This is a genomic window from Microbacterium sp. zg-Y818 (assembly GCF_030246905.1).
Lineage (GTDB): Bacteria > Actinomycetota > Actinomycetes > Actinomycetales > Microbacteriaceae > Microbacterium.
Window position 1 is genome coordinate 379,482 of record NZ_CP126741.1, and the last position, 15,958, is coordinate 395,439.

The following is a 15,958-nucleotide window of genomic DNA, read 5'->3' on the forward strand; positions in this document are numbered from 1 at the left end:
AATGTGACGGTGGAGCGCTCGCTTGAGACGCAGGTCAGCCAGGCCGTCGACGCCTGGCTGCGCTGGCTGCCGCGCTGGGAGCCGGCCACGCACCGGGGCCGCATCGCGCCGTGCCGGCGGTGCTTCGGCTCGCCGGTGCTGTCGGCGGCGGGACTCGGCTCCGATGTTCCGCACGGCGTGCAGCACGGGTTGTCCACGCGCATCAAGACCATCGTCGACCACGCGGTCGCGCAATACACCTCGCAGAACCTGCCGATGCTGCAGGCCGAGCTCGACCAGCAGGCGGCCCGCAACCGGGCGCGCAGCTACCGCCCGGCCGAGAACCTGGAGCCGGAATTCGAAGGGCTGCCGCTGGATCCGGAGCCCGTCCCCGGCGCCCCGTTCCTCTTCACCATCGCGGGCATGGCGGAGGAGGCGGAAGCGGACGTGCCGGAGCTGCCTCCTCTCAGCCCCGAGGCCAAGGCCGCGCTCCGACAGGAGGTGGGCCTGGCGGACGACTACGCCAACATGATCGGCCGGGAGATCTGCGCCGTGCTGCTGCGCCATCGCCTGCGCATCCAGGCGGGGGTGACGCAGTACGTCGAACCGCAGATCACCGCGATGCTCGATGAGCTGACCCGGTCGCTCGACGCCCCCTTCGGACCTGACCTGGACGGCGCGGAGCCGGCGTGACGTGCTCGAGTGACGGCGGGGTCGTCGCCGGCCCTATGGTGGAGGCATCGTGCGTCGCGGGGCTTCCCGCGCGGCTTGTCTGGGAGGAGGCGTGGACGCGGCGTCGCGTCCGAGACCATCGTGTCCGATAGCTTCTCGACCGCCCCCCTCGTGCTCGTTCTGCTGCTCGGTGTGATCCCCGCGGTCGCCGTGTACGTGTGGACCGCCCTGGCCCTCTCCGCCGTCTTCGCCAAGATGGGCCAGGAGACCTGGCGCGCCTGGGTCCCGATCGTCAACCAGGTGACCCTGCTGATGGTCGCCGGCATGTCCGGGTGGTTGTTCCTGCTCGTGCTGATCCCGGTCCTCGGGGCGGTGGCGTTCTGGGTGGCGACGATCGTCGCCGTCCACCGCATCAACCGGGCGTTCGGTCTCGGCGGCGGTATGACGCTGCTGGCCGCCGTGCTGTTCCCGGTGTGGGCGAGCGTCGTCGGGTTCGGCGTCGCGCGCTGGCAGAGGACGGATGCCGTGAGCGCGCCGGCCTACGCCCGCATCGGCGACGCCGCCTCGGGCGACGCGATCGCGGACCGCGATGCGCTCGCGCCGGTCCCCGTCACAGCGCCGGGCGCCTCGCAGCCGGCCCCCGTCGCCGATGACGAGCCTTCCGCGCAGCCGGTGCCGTCCTCGCAGCCGGTGCCGTCCTCGCAGCCCGTGCCGTCGTCGACGCACGTGCCGGCCGAGGAGGTCGGCGCCCCCGCACCCGCCCCTGCGGCGGCGTCGGCGTGGGCTCCGCCATCACGGGTGCCGACGGCCCCTGTCGACCGCGTCGCGGCGGCAGCGGTCGCGCCCGCCGACGATTCCGGCTCCGACCCTGCTACCGATTCCGCAGGACCCACCCAGCCCGATGCCCGGTCTGCCGATCCCGTTCCGTGGGCGCCGGCGCCGCCGCCCACGCCGGAACCGGTGGCACCCGCGACCCCGTCCGCCGCCTCGTTCGACCAGCGGTGGGCGAGCGGGTTCGACGAGGTGTCGGCGATCTCCCAACCGCCGGAGGGCGAGCCGGTGCCCGCTCGCCCCGTGGCCACGGGCATGCCCGCCCTGATGGAAGACGGCGCGACCGGTCCCGAGCGCGCCCGGACCGGTGACGCTTCGCCGCCGCGCGCTGCCGCGGAGCCGGTCGCCGCGGTCGCCCCGGCCTCCCGCGCGCGACTGCGCACCGCCCCGGTCGACATCGACCCCGCGCTGCGCGTCACCCGTGCGCCCGCCGCACCGCGGCGCGACGTCGCCACCCCGGGCCCGGAATTCCCCCTCGACACCGACGACGAGGTCTCGGCGGTCGCCGGTGCCCCCGTCGCGGGGGCGCCGCGCGCGGCCCGGGGCGACGTGACGCGGGCCGGGGCGCCCGAGGACTTCGTCGACCAGACGGTGATCGCCCGCCGTCGCCGGGTGGTGTGGGCGCTCCAGCCCGCGTCGGGCGCCGCGATCGACCTGACCGCCGACGTCGTGATCCTCGGACGCCAGCCGGCATCCGACCCCGCCCACCGCGGCGCACAGCTGGTCGCCGTCCCCGACGACACCCGCACCGTCTCTAAGACCCATGCGCGGCTCGAGCTGCGCGGCGACCGCTGGAGCATCACCGACCTCGGCTCGACGAACGGCGTCATGCTGCCGACCCTCATGGGTACCGAGGTCGAGGCCGAGCCGGGCGCCGAGCTCGCGCCGGGGGAGCGGTTCCTGCTGGGTGACGCCGCCTACCGGCTGGTGCGCACCGACGGGTGACCGCCGTTTGACCGCTTGGCCCCGCGCGCGTATCATGGAGCGGGTGTGCGCATTGCGCGCTCTGTGTCGTGCCGTGGTACGGGACGAGCACGGAACGCGCCGCACCTGAGGGACCGGTCTGCGAACAGGCCACCCCCACGGCATATCCACCACGAACGCTCGGCGATTCCCGCCGCGCCGGTGGATCTGTGGTGAAACCACGACGCTGTCACCGTGCAGCATTACAAGGAGAGAACGTGCCAACCATTCAGCAGTTGGTTCGCAAGGGTCGCTCGCCGAAGGTCGTCAAGACCAAGGCTCCCGCCCTGAAGTCGAACCCGCAGCAGGCCGGGGTCTGCACCCGCGTCTACACGACCACGCCGAAGAAGCCGAACTCGGCGATGCGCAAGGTCGCCCGTGTCAAGCTCCGCAACGGCACCGAGGTCACCGCCTACATCCCCGGTGAGGGACACAACCTGCAGGAGCACTCGCTGGTGCTCGTGCGCGGTGGTCGTGTGAAGGACCTTCCGGGTGTCCGTTACAAGATCGTCCGTGGCGCCCTGGATACCCAGGCCGTCAAGAACCGCAAGCAGGCCCGCAGCCGCTACGGCGCGAAGAAGGGTTGAGTTAGATGCCTCGTAAGGGACCCGCCCCGAAGCGCCCGGTCGTCAACGACCCGGTCTACGGCGCACCGATCGTCAGCCAGCTCGTCAACAAGATCCTCGTCGATGGCAAGAAGTCCATCGCCGAGTCGATCGTGTACACCGCCCTGCGCGGTGTCGAGGCCAAGAACGGCCAGGACGCAGTTGCCACCCTCAAGAAGGCGCTCGACAACGTGCGCCCCACCCTCGAGGTCAAGAGCCGCCGCGTCGGTGGCTCGACCTACCAGGTGCCGGTCGAGGTCAAGCCTCACCGCGCCAACACGCTGGCGCTGCGTTGGCTCGTCAGCTACGCGAAGGGTCGTCGTGAGAAGACGATGACCGAGCGCCTCCAGAACGAGATCCTGGATGCCTCGAACGGCCTGGGTGCCGCGGTCAAGCGCCGTGAGGACACCCACAAGATGGCCGAGTCGAACCGCGCCTTCGCCCACTACCGCTGGTAAACCTCCGTCGACGGTCCGGGGGTCGGATGAAGATCCGACCCCTGGGCCCGTCGGTGGGGCCAGCACCCCGCGACATCCGCAACGAAACGTAAGGACACCCCGTGGCACAAGACGTGCTCACCGACCTCAACAAGGTCCGCAACATCGGCATCATGGCCCACATCGATGCCGGCAAGACGACGACGACCGAGCGCATCCTCTTCTACACGGGCGTCAACCACAAGCTCGGTGAGACGCACGACGGCGCCTCGACCACCGACTGGATGGAGCAGGAGAAGGAGCGCGGCATCACGATCACGTCTGCCGCCGTGACCTGCTTCTGGAACAAGAACCAGATCAACATCATCGACACCCCCGGCCACGTCGACTTCACGGTCGAGGTCGAGCGTTCGCTGCGCGTGCTCGACGGTGCCGTCGCCGTCTTCGACGGCAAGGAGGGCGTCGAGCCCCAGTCCGAGACCGTCTGGCGTCAGGCCGACAAGTACGACGTCCCCCGCATCTGCTTCGTCAACAAGATGGACAAGCTGGGTGCTGACTTCTACTTCACCGTCGACACCATCATCAAGCGTCTGGGCGCCAAGCCCCTCGTGCTGCAGCTGCCCATCGGCGCTGAGAACGACTTCGTCGGCGTCATCGACCTCGTCGAGATGCGCGCTCTGGTATGGCCCGGCGACTCCAAGGGTGACGTCACCATGGGCGCCAAGTACGAGGTGCAGGAGATTCCCGCCGACCTCGCCGACCGTGCCGCCGAGTACCGCGAGAAGCTGCTCGAGACCGTCGCCGAGACCGACGAGGTCCTGCTGGAGAAGTACTTCGGCGGCGAGGAGCTCACGCTCGCCGAGATCAAGGGTGCGATCCGCAAGCTCACCGTCAACGGTGACCTGTACCCCGTGCTCTGCGGCTCGGCGTTCAAGAACCGCGGCGTGCAGCCGATGCTCGACGCGGTCGTGGACTACCTCCCCTCGCCCCTGGACGTGCCCGCCATCGAGGCGCACGACCCCAAGGACGAAGAGAAGATCATCGAGCGCCACCCCGACGCCAACGACCCGTTCGCCGCGCTGGCGTTCAAGGTCGCGGTGCACCCCTTCTTCGGTCGCCTGACCTACATCCGCGTGTACTCCGGTCACCTGGACTCGGGCGCTCAGGTGGTCAACTCCACCAAGGGCAAGAAGGAGCGCATCGGCAAGATCTTCCAGATGCACGCCAACAAGGAGAACCCGGTCGACTCGGTCACCGCGGGCAACATCTACGCCGTCATCGGCCTCAAGGACACCACCACCGGTGACACCCTGGCCGACCCGGCGCAGCCCGTCGTGCTGGAGTCGATGACGTTCCCCGAGCCGGTCATCGAGGTCGCGATCGAGCCCAAGACCAAGGCCGACCAGGAGAAGCTGGGTCTGGCGATCCAGAAGCTGGCCGAAGAGGACCCGACCTTCCGCACCGAGCTGAACCCCGAGACGGGTCAGACCGTCATCAAGGGCATGGGCGAGCTGCACCTGGACATCCTGGTCGACCGCATGAAGCGCGAGTTCCGCGTCGAGGCGAACGTCGGCAAGCCCCAGGTGGCATACCGCGAGACGATCCGCAAGGCCGTCGAGCGTCACGACTACACCCACAAGAAGCAGACCGGTGGTTCGGGTCAGTTCGCGAAGATCCAGTTCGCGATCGAGCCGCTCGAGGTCACGGCCGACAAGACGTACGAGTTCGAGAACAAGGTCACCGGTGGCCGCATCCCGCGCGAGTACATCGAGCCGACCAACCAGGGCTTCCAGGACGCGATGAACGTCGGCGTGCTCGCCGGCTACCCCATCGTGGGCGTCAAGGCCACCCTGCTCGACGGCGCCTCGCACGACGTGGACTCCTCGGAGATGGCGTTCAAGATCGCCGGCTCCATGGGCTTCAAGGAAGCGCTGCGCAAGGCGAACCCCGTCATCCTCGAGCCGCTCATGAGCGTCGAGGTGCGTACTCCCGAGGAGTACATGGGAGACGTCATCGGCGACCTGAACTCGCGTCGTGGCCAGATCCAGTCGATGGAGGATGCCGCCGGCGTCAAGGTCGTGCGCGCTCTGGTGCCGCTGTCCGAGATGTTCGGCTACATCGGCGACCTGCGCTCGAAGACCTCGGGCCGTGCCGTCTACTCGATGGAATTCGACAGCTACGCCGAGGTTCCTCGCGCGGTGGCCGACGAGATCGTCCAGAAGAACAAGGGCGAATAACCCTGGGGCCGGGAGCTCGCCTCACCTTCGCGGTGAGCTCCCGGCATCCACCCAACTGAATACCCACCTGTCTACTAGACTGAACCAATCCCCGTAGCGCCCCGGTCGCAATCCAGCGCCCGTTGCACTACACGACTGTCCTGAGGAGGACCCAGTGGCTAAGGCCAAGTTCGAGCGGACCAAGCCGCACGTCAACATCGGAACCATCGGTCACGTTGACCACGGCAAGACCACGCTGACCGCGGCGATCTCCAAGGTGCTCGCCGACAAGTACCCGTCGGCCACCAACGTGCAGCGCGACTTCGCGTCGATCGACTCGGCCCCCGAGGAGCGTCAGCGCGGCATCACGATCAACATCTCGCACGTCGAGTACGAGACCCCCAAGCGCCACTACGCGCACGTCGACGCGCCCGGTCACGCCGACTACATCAAGAACATGATCACCGGTGCCGCTCAGATGGACGGCGCGATCCTCGTGGTCGCGGCGACCGACGGCCCGATGGCTCAGACGCGTGAGCACGTGCTGCTCGCCAAGCAGGTCGGCGTGCCGTACCTGCTGGTCGCGCTGAACAAGTCGGACATGGTCGACGACGAGGAGATCCTGGAGCTCGTCGAGCTCGAGGTGCGCGAGCTTCTCTCCTCGCAGGACTTCGATGGCGACAACGCCCCCGTCGTTCGCGTCTCGGGCCTGAAGGCTCTCGAGGGCGACGAGAAGTGGGTTCAGTCGATCGTCGAGCTCATGGAGGCCGTCGACGAGTCCATCCCCGACCCGGTGCGTGACAAGGACAAGCCGTTCCTCATGCCCGTCGAGGACGTCTTCACCATCACCGGCCGTGGCACGGTCGTCACGGGTCGCGCCGAGCGCGGCACGCTGGCCATCAACTCCGAGGTCGAGATCGTGGGTCTGCGTCCGACGCAGAAGACGATCGTCACCGGTATCGAGATGTTCCACAAGCAGCTCGACGAGGCCTGGGCCGGCGAGAACTGTGGTCTGCTCCTGCGTGGCACCAAGCGTGACGACGTCGAGCGTGGCCAGGTCATCGTGAAGCCGGGTTCGGTTACGCCGCACACCGACTTCGAGGGCACCGCGTACATCCTCTCCAAGGAGGAGGGTGGCCGTCACAACCCCTTCTACACGAACTACCGCCCGCAGTTCTACTTCCGCACCACGGACGTCACCGGCGTCATCTCGCTGCCCGAGGGCACCGAGATGGTCATGCCCGGTGACACCACGGACATGACGGTCGAGCTGATCCAGCCGATCGCCATGGAAGAGGGCCTCGGCTTCGCGATCCGTGAGGGTGGCCGCACCGTCGGCGCCGGCACGGTGACCAAGATCATCAAGTAACTCTTTCGAGTTCCTTCACGAAACCCCCCGGAGCGATCCGGGGGGTTTCGTGCGTCCGGGGGCGGGGACATGATGAACGCGAGCGGATCGTCCGCGCACCGACAGGGGGGACCCCATGGGCATCGATGACGTGGTGAACAAGAGCAAGGAATTCCTCGAGCAGAACAAGGAGAAGATCGAGCAGGCGCTGCGCTCGGACAAGGCCGAGCACGTCAGCGACAGTGTGATCAACGCGGCGGCGGAGTTCGTCAAGAAGATCACGCCCGAGTCGGCCCATGCCAAGGTCGACAGCGTGCGGGAGAAGGTGGACGGCGCCGTGGGCGGCGGCAACGCGGGCGGCAGCGGTGCCGAAGCGGCCGCCTCGGCGGACGCCGCGGCGAAGGACGCGCAGAGCCCCGCCCCCGCCACGGACAAGCCGGCCACAGACAAGCCCGCCGCCGACGACAATCCCACGGCCGAGGCGCCAGGAGCCGCGGGCATCGCATAACGCCACGTCCCCGTTCTCGTCAGCCGAACCTGGAACCCGACACGCCTCAGTGGCGGCACGCTCGGGCCGCGCGTGAGCGCACAGCGACGCCCTCGGAGATCCTCCCGAGGGCGTCGCTGTGCGCAGCCACGATCAGCGACGGGCCTTGACGGTCTCAAAGGCGGTTTGTAGCTTGTGCATGAGCTCGTGCTGCAGGCGGTCCTGGGGGGCCACATGTCGCAGAGGAACACGTGTCTTGGGAGTCCGCTTCGGGGCTGCCCGTACGTCGACGAGAGCGACGAGGGTCTGGGATGAGCGGTATTCGGCGTGTCCGGAATCAGCAGCGGGCAGAACGACGGGCGCTGTGGCAGCGACCTGGGGGGCGGAGCGCGCGCGTCACGCTGACCGCGCTGCTGATCGCCACCTTGGCCTTCGCGAACGCGCCCGCGGGCGCCGCGGTGGCCGCGGTCGTGCCTCCGACCCCGCCGTCGCCGACGGAGTCGCCCGCGCCCGAACAGCCGACTCCCGCAGCACCCACGCCGGAGTCACCTGCACCGCAGGCCCCCGCTCCCACCTCCGAACCGCCCGCCCCGGAGCAGCCCGCTCCGGAGCCCGAGGCGCCCGCGCCGGCCGAGCCCGGGACCACCGACCCGCCGGCCACGGAATCGCCGGCTGCTCCCGAAGAGGCGGATCCGCTCGCGGAGGAACCCGGGATCGTCACACCGCTGGCGGCCGTCAGCGACTGTGCGGGGGGCAACTCCGTCTGCGGCACCCTGAACATCGTGAACGTCGTGCAGGGGGGCTCGGCGACCCCGGCCGACTGGGCGCTGCGCGCCAACATCGTCGGCACCGACGACTGGTACGACTTCACCAGCGGGCAGACGCGCCGTGTCACCAAGCCCGGCTCGTACACGCTGGAGGCCATCGGCACCCCCGGCGTCACCGACGACTACACCACCACGCTCAGCTGCTTCCTCAACGACACCAGCGGAGGCACCCGCCTGCAGTTCACCGAGGCCGAGGCGCTGGTGCAGTACATCGGCACGGGGAACCAATCGCTCGTCGCCTCGTGCACCTTCACGCACACCTCCACCGCGCCGGGCACGCTCGTGCTGAGCAAGGGCGGCGAGCGCACCGGCGCTCAGACCGTCGCGCCGCTGGCAGGGGCGACGTTCTCGGTCTACAGCGGCGGGACGGAGACCGAGCCGGACACCGACCCGGCCAACCTCGTAGGGACCTGCGAGACCGGCACGGACGGGCTCTGCGAGGTGAGCGTGCCCTCCGGTGCCCAGTACTGGGTCGTCGAGACGGCGGCACCTGAGGGTTATCAGATCATCGACAGCTTCGACGTCGGCACTTCGGCGTCGGCCACCCAGCAGCCGTACCGGCTGAGAACCGCCGTGATCCCCGCAGGAGAGACGGTGACCTATCCGCAGCAGGCCGGCGGCAACACCAACCTGCAGGCGCGGGGCAGCCAATGGGCCAACGCCGCGATCAACCCGACGCTGGCACAGACCTGCGGGCTGCGCGTGGGGCTGCTCGTGGACCTCTCCAACTCCCTGCAGAGCTCGCAGCAGGACCTGCGTGATGCGGCGGCGGGGTTCGTCGACACCCTGGAGGGGACTCCGTCCTCGATCGGCATCTGGACCTTCGCCGGCGGCGCGCCGGCCGTGGGCGCCGCAAACACCACCCTGCCGCTCACGCCGGTGTCGACCCCCGCGGGGGCGGCCACGGTGCGCGCGAAGGCGAACAGCCTGACCGTGGTCAACACCGGGGGGTGGGAGCAGGGCACGAACTGGGACCAGGGGCTCTGGCAGGTCGCCGGGGCCAGCACGGCCGACACGCTCGACGTGCTGCTCGTGCTCACCGACGGCAGCCCCACCTATTACAGCGCGCCCGGAACCGGCACCGGCGGTGCGCCGTCCGGTCCTGGCAACCGCACCCGCTTCGTCGAGATGGAGAATGCCGTCGCCTCCGCGAACGCGCTCAAGATCGAACGTGGCACCAGCGTGGTCGGCGTCGGCATCGGACCGGCGTCGGCCGGCGAGGAGCAGAACCTGCAGGCGATCTCAGGACCCACCGTCGGGCAGGACTACTTCCTCGTCGACGGGTACGAGGATCTGCGGGCGTTCCTCGAGGAGAGGGCGCTGGGCGAGTGCGCCGGCACCGTCAACGTCACCAAGCTCGTGATCCCCGCAGAAGGCGACATCTCCGACGCCGTCCCGACTCCGGGCTGGACCTTCGATGCGACCACCGAGGCCGAGGGTGTCACCGTCGACCCGGCATCCGCTCAGACCAACGAAACCGGCGCTGTCAGCTTCGCCGCCAACGGCATCGCCGCCGGCGGCACCGCGGACGTCACCGTCACCGAGACCCAGCAGGCGGGATTCGAACTCGTCCAGCAGGACGGCGCCAACGCCGCCTGTACGGACAACGCAGGCACAGCTGTGCCCGTCACCAACGCCGGCGAGCTGGGGTTCACGACCGCCGCACTGCAGGGCGGCATCGTCACGTGCACCGTGTACAACCGGGCGCCGGATCCCACGGTGTCGCTGCGTGTGGACAAGGCGTGGGTCGTCGACGGCGTGCCCTATGAGGACGGCACGCAGCCGGTCGGAAACGCCGACCTGACCCTCGACGGCCAGCCGCGCACCTTCGGCACCACCTACCCGCAGTACACCGTCGGCGACACCGTCGTCATCGGCGAGGAGGTGAGTGGCCTGCCCTCCGGCTGCACCAACGTCTCCAGCGGCGCCGGCGATCACGTCATCACCGCCGACGACCCGAACGTGGTGACCGTGACGAACACCGTCACGTGCGTCACGTCGCTCACGCTGGTGAAGTCCATCGCGAACGGCGACGCGACCGTCGAGGACTTCACGCTCACCGCGTCGCCGATCGGCGGCACCGGCCTCGATGGCCCGTCGGGCGTGAGCGGGACGACCGCGTCGGTGACCCCGGGCGTGCGGTACCTGCTCGCCGAGACCGGGCCGGCCACGTACGTGCAGACCGTCGAGGAGGGGGCCACGCTGATCGAGGGGGCCACCGGCAGCTGGGACTGCGTCGTCGACGGCGGCGGCGACTATGACGGCGCGGACGGCGGAGTCACCGTGTCGCTCGGGCAGGAGGTCACCTGCACGGCGACGAACCAGACCGCCACGATCGTGCTGCTCAAGCAGGTGGTCAACGACGAGGGGGGAACTCTCACCGCCGACGCCTGGCAACTCACCGCCGACCCCGGTGAGGGTGTGTCCGGCCTGACGCCCACCACCGTCACAGGCGCCCCGAGCGCGACCGCGGACAACACCTTCGCAGTCAGGCCCGGTCAGAGCTACACGCTCTCCGAAGCCGGCGGCGGCACCGGATACCGCGAGTTCGCGCTGGAGCAGCTGGTGGCGGGGGTGTGGACAGCCGTGGATCCCGCGGTCACCGTGCCGGCGCTCGGCACGAACACCTACCGCTTCGTCAACGTCGACGTCGCACCGACGCTCACCCTCGTCAAGACGGTGACCAACGACGACGGCGGAACCGCCGCCGCCACCGACTGGACGCTGTCGGCGACCAGTCCGGGTGAGCCCGAGGTCACCGGCGTCACCGGCACGGAGGCGGTGACCGCGGCGCCCGTCTTCGGCGGCGTCCCGTACACCCTCGCCGAGACGGGTCCCGAGGGCTACACGTGGGAGTCGCTCACGTGCGACAACGGGGCGGCCGTGTCGCCGTCGAGCCCGACGCTGACCCTCGAGGTGGGCGAGGCCGTCACCTGCACGTTCGTCAACGACGACGTCGCCCCCACCCTCACGCTGGTCAAGGAGGTCACCAACGCCCAGGGCGGGACGGCCGTGGCGACGGACTGGACGCTGTCGGCGACCACCCCCGGGGGGCCGGACCTCACGGGCGTCTCGGGAGCCGCTGCCGTCACCGGCGTCACCGTCCCGGCGGGCGCGACCTACACGCTCGCCGAGAGCGGTGGGCCCACCGGCTACGACTGGGTCGCGCTCTCGTGCGACAACGGCGCCGAGATCTCTCCGGAGAGCCCGACGCTGACCCTCGGTCTCGCTGAGGACGTCACGTGCACCTTCAGCAACACCGACCTCGCCGGCAGTCTCACCCTGGTCAAGGAGATCGTCAACGACAACGGGGGCACGGCCGTGCCGGAAGACTGGAATCAGCGGCTCACCGCGCAGCCCGCCGCCGGCGAGACCCTGGTCTTTGACCACAGCGAGACGATCGGCGTTCCGGGCGGAACGTACACGCTCGCCGAGATCGACCAGCTCGCGGGCTACGAGTTGACCGGCCTGTCCTGCACCACGGGCCAGACCTCCCTGACCTCCCCGACGGTCACGGTGCCCAACGGGGACAACGTCACCTGCACTTTCGTCAACGACGACATCGCGCCCACGCTCACGCTCGTCAAGACCATCGCCAACGACGACGGTGGCACCGCGGCCGCGACCGACTGGACACTGTCGGCGGCCACCCCGGGCGGACCGGATCTGTCGGGTGCGACCGGCGCCGCGGCGGTCACCGCGGTCACCGTCCCCGCCAACAGCGAGTACACGCTCGCCGAGACCGGACCGGACGGCTACGACTGGTCCTCGCTCTCGTGCGACAACGGGGCCGATGCCTCGGTGGCCGACCCGACGTTGACCCTGGCGTTGGACGAGGACGTCACCTGCACGTTCGTCAACGACGACGTGCCGGGAACGCTCACGCTCCTCAAGCAGGTCGTGAACGACGACGGCGGCACCGCCGTGCCGACGGACTGGAACCAGGCACTCACGGCGCAGCCCGCCGGGGGGACGGCCATCGCCTTCGACCACGACGTGTCACAGCAGGTCACCGCCGGTGAGTACACCCTCGCCGAGTCCGGTGGCCCGGAGGGCTACGAGTGGACGGCACTGACCTGCAGCACCGGGTCGACGACGCTGGAATCGCCCGCCGTCACCGTCGCCAACGGCGAAGAGGTCATCTGCTCGTTCACCAACGATGACGTCGCACCCACGCTGACGCTGGTGAAGACCGTCACCAACGCCAACGGCGGCACCGCCGAGCCCACCGAGTGGACGCTCGCGGCGAGCACCCCCGGCGGGCCCGCACTCAGCGGCGTCACCGGCACGCCCGCCGTCACCGCCGTCGCGGTCCCGGCCGGCGCGGAGTACACCCTCGCCGAATCCGGCGGCCCGGACGGCTATGAGTGGACATCGCTCGTCTGCGACAACGGGGCGACCACGTCCCCGGAGGAGCCGACGCTCACCCTGGGCCTGGCCGAGGACGTCACCTGCACGTTCGGCAACACCGACGTGCCCGGCTCCCTCACCCTGGTCAAGGACGTCGACAACACCCTCGGGGGCAGCGCCGTACCGGCCGACTGGAACCAGCGACTGACGGCCCAGCCCGCCACGGGCGCGGCGCTCGTCTTCGACCACGCCCAGACCCAGTCGGTGCCCGCCGGCAGCTACACGCTGGCCGAGGTCGATCAGATCGCGGACTACGAGTGGACCGCGCTGTCGTGCGACACCGGCGGCGTCACCCGCGACGCTCCCGTCGTGACCGTCGCCAACGGCCAGTCCGTCACGTGCACGTTCACCAATGCGGCCATCGCCCCGACGCTCACGCTGGTGAAGAACGTCGACAACCAGGGTGGCGTCGGCACCGCCACGCCCGAGCAATGGACGCTCAACGCCGTCGCGGGCGAGAGCGACCCCCTGCTGTCGGGCGAAGGCACCCGCACCGGGACGACCACCGCCGCGGTGTCCGGGCAGGTCGCCGCCGACGTCGACTACGCATTGTCTGAGACGTTCGGGCCATCCGGATACACCGCCGGTGACTGGGCCTGCGTCGAGACCGACGGCGGCGCCGCCTACCCGCTCGTCTCGGCCGGAGTCGTGCGACTCAGCCTCGGCGTCGACGTCACCTGCGAGATCGTCAACACGGCGATCCGGGCGGAGGGGACGATCGACAAGCAGGTGACCGACGGTTCGCCGGTGCACAACGCCGACGGCACGTGGACCATCTCCTACGACATCGTCGTCACCAACAACTCCGACACCTCGACGTTCATCTACAGCCTCGCCGACGCGCTGCAGTACGGCGAAGGGATCACGCCGACCGCGGCCACCTGGACCGGCCCCGACGGCACCTCGGGCGAGTTCACGCTGCCCGCCGGGACCGCCACCCTCGCCACCGACGTCTCGCTGCCGACCAGCGGTGACCCCGCGGCGCGGGCGACGCACACCTACACGGTGACGGTGACGGCGTCGATCGCGGACGGCACCCAGGACGGCGACGCCTGGCGGTGCGACACCGCGCCCGGCGTGCCCACGGCGGGCGGATTCCTCAACTCCGCGACGCTGTCGGCCACCGGTGAGGACGACCAGACCGTGTTCGGCTGCGGCGAGCCGGCGTTCCCGACCCTGGTGAAGACCGGCGTCGACCCCGCCACGCAGAACCCCGACGCCTCGTGGAACGTCTCGTACACGCTGACGCTGAGCAACCCGGGTGCGGTGGCGGTGCAGGCAGCGCTGACCGATACGCTCCCGAGCCTCCCCGGCGGCTGGGAGCTCGACGGGGACGTGTGGACCATCGCCGCCGTCGGCGAGGCTCCGGCCCCGACGACCGCGACCGCGGCGCCGGGCGAGACCGCGGCGGTGTTCACCGGACAGCTGCAGCCTGCGGCATCCCTGGTGTACGCCGTCAGCGGCGTGCTGCGCCCGACCGTCGAAGCGACGGACCCGGGGGAGTGCGCGACGGGCGGCGGAATCGTGAACACCGCGGGCGTCACCTCGGGCGAGATCGTGGTGGATGCCGAGGGCTGCGTCACGGTGAGGACCGCCGGGGTGACCGTCGACAAGAGCGACGGGGCCGCGCAGCAGCTGCCCGACGGCCAGTGGCAGATCGACTACGTCGTGACCGTCACCAACACCAGCGACACCGTCGCGACGGTCTACACCCTCACCGACACCCCCGACCTGGGCGAGGGCATCGTCCTCGTCTCGGGCGAATGGGTGGGCACCGCGCCTGCGCCGGACAGCCCCCTCGCGGCGGGAGCGACCGCCGAGTACACCTTCCGCGTCGTGGCATCCATCGACCCCGCCGCCGAGGACCCGTCGCTGACGTGTGAACCCGGCGAGGGTGGAGCCTTCTTCAACGGCGTCACGGTCGTCTTCCCCGGCGGCACCGCCCAGGACGACGGCTGCGCCGAGCCGGGCGGCCCCACGGTCACCAAGACCGGCCAGGCTCCCACCCCGCTCGGCGCGGGCGTCTGGATCATCTCCTACGCCGTGGAGGTGTCGAACACCAGCGGTGTGACGGTCGCCTACACGCTGGAGGATCGTCCCGAGCCGCTCAGCGGCGGCATCGCGCTCGTGACGCCGTGGACGGTGACCGGACCGACTGTCGTGCCGGACGGCGCGGGCACCGCCGCGCTCGCCCCCGACTGGGACGGCGCGCAGCAGCCGACGGCTGCGACCGGCCTGCTTCCGGACGGCGCGACCCACACCTACACCGTGAGCGGTCAGGTGAGCGTCGTGGATGCCGATCCCGATGCGCTCACCTGCGGCGAGACGCCCGAGGAAGGTGGCGTCTGGAACACCGCGCGGGTGGACAACGGCGCGTTCGAGTCGACGGATGAGGACTGCAGCGGACTGGTCGTGGTGCCGGTGGAGCTGGAGAAGTCCGACGGCACGGTGAGTGAGCTCGGAGAGGGACGGTGGCGCATCGACTACGTCGTGACCGTCACGAACCCGGGGCTGCAGCCGACGACCTACACCCTCACCGACGCACCGGAGTTCGACACCGCGTTCACGATCCTCGCGCAGGGCTGGGTCGGGTCCCCGAACGTCGCCGACGTGCAGATCCCGGCGGGCGGCGTGGACACGTACACCTACCGGGTGGATGCCGCATCGACCCAGAACCCGCTGCCCTCCAGCGCGCTGGAGTGCAGTGCGCAGGGCGGCGGATTCTTCAACACCGCCACCGCGACGCACCCCGGCGGGGTGGTCGCCGACAGTGGCTGTGCGGTACCGGTCACCCGTCCCGCGCCGGCGCCGGGCCCCGGGCTCGCGGGCACCGGCGGCACCGTGCAGGCCGGCCTGGGCTGGCTCGGCGGGACGGCGCTGACCGCTGGCATCCTGCTCCTGGTGCTGCTGCGCCGGAGGCGCCACTCGGAGTGAGTCGCCGGCCGGATCGGCGACACGCCCGAGTTTGCGACACGCCCGGGCGACGCGTACACTAGTGAAGTTCCACATTCCGGTGGTCGCTCTGCGTGCCCCGGATCACTGTCACGGCAGTGCATAGGCGGCGCGATACGCGCAGGGTCCTAGGCCGCGGGCAGCAGAACACCACATCCCACAAACCCGACCCCGCTCCGGCGGGTCGCATTCCATGCGCACGGGGGAGTGAGGAGCCGCAGGCCGATCGGC

General features: G+C 70.1%; 8 protein-coding genes. All 8 read left to right on the forward strand.

Features of this window, described 5'->3' with window-relative positions; translation table 11 throughout:
• Nucleotides 1-9: 9 nt before the first annotated feature.
• The 8 genes from QNO21_RS01640 (at nt 10) to QNO21_RS01675 (ending at nt 15,709) form a co-directional block, all read left to right on the forward strand.
• Complete coding sequence (locus tag QNO21_RS01640; RefSeq protein WP_257514347.1) at nt 10-672, forward strand: spermidine/putrescine ABC transporter substrate-binding protein; 663 nt, start codon at nt 10-12, stop codon at nt 670-672.
• A 120-nt stretch (nt 673-792) separates the two neighbouring features.
• On the forward strand, nt 793-2,427 hold the full coding sequence (locus tag QNO21_RS01645) for a DUF5684 domain-containing protein (protein ID WP_257519924.1): 1,635 nt from the start codon (nt 793-795) through the stop codon (nt 2,425-2,427).
• 236 nt (nt 2,428-2,663) lie between these two features.
• The gene (gene rpsL / locus QNO21_RS01650; protein WP_257495790.1) at nt 2,664-3,032 is read left to right on the forward strand and encodes a 30S ribosomal protein S12; all 369 of its coding nucleotides are present in this window, start codon (nt 2,664-2,666) and stop codon (nt 3,030-3,032) included.
• Between the two features lie 5 nt (nt 3,033-3,037).
• Nucleotides 3,038-3,508, forward strand: a complete 471-nt coding sequence (rpsG, locus tag QNO21_RS01655) for a 30S ribosomal protein S7 (RefSeq protein WP_257495791.1) — start codon at nt 3,038-3,040, stop codon at nt 3,506-3,508.
• Between the two features lie 101 nt (nt 3,509-3,609).
• Nucleotides 3,610-5,724 (forward strand): elongation factor G, encoded by a 2,115-nt coding sequence (gene fusA, locus QNO21_RS01660; protein ID WP_257495792.1) that lies wholly within the window; start codon nt 3,610-3,612, stop codon nt 5,722-5,724.
• 154 nt (nt 5,725-5,878) lie between these two features.
• Complete coding sequence (gene tuf / locus QNO21_RS01665; RefSeq protein ID WP_257495793.1) at nt 5,879-7,072, forward strand: elongation factor Tu; 1,194 nt, start codon at nt 5,879-5,881, stop codon at nt 7,070-7,072.
• Between the two features lie 115 nt (nt 7,073-7,187).
• Complete coding sequence (locus QNO21_RS01670; RefSeq protein ID WP_257519925.1) at nt 7,188-7,559, forward strand: Rv0909 family putative TA system antitoxin; 372 nt, start codon at nt 7,188-7,190, stop codon at nt 7,557-7,559.
• Between the two features lie 290 nt (nt 7,560-7,849).
• Entirely contained in the window at nt 7,850-15,709 is a 7,860-nt protein-coding gene (locus QNO21_RS01675) for a prealbumin-like fold domain-containing protein (protein WP_257519926.1), read from the forward strand.
• Nucleotides 15,710-15,958: the final 249 nt, after the last annotated feature.

Excerpts from the sequence above, each read along its gene's own strand:
- QNO21_RS01675 (WP_257519926.1), top strand. The coding sequence starts at position 7,850 with ATGAGCGGTATTCGGCGTGTCCGGAATCAGCAGCGGGCAGAACGACGG.
- QNO21_RS01670 (WP_257519925.1), top strand. The coding sequence starts at position 7,188 with ATGGGCATCGATGACGTGGTGAACAAGAGCAAGGAATTCCTCGAGCAG.
- rpsG (WP_257495791.1), top strand. The coding sequence starts at position 3,038 with ATGCCTCGTAAGGGACCCGCCCCGAAGCGCCCGGTCGTCAACGACCCG.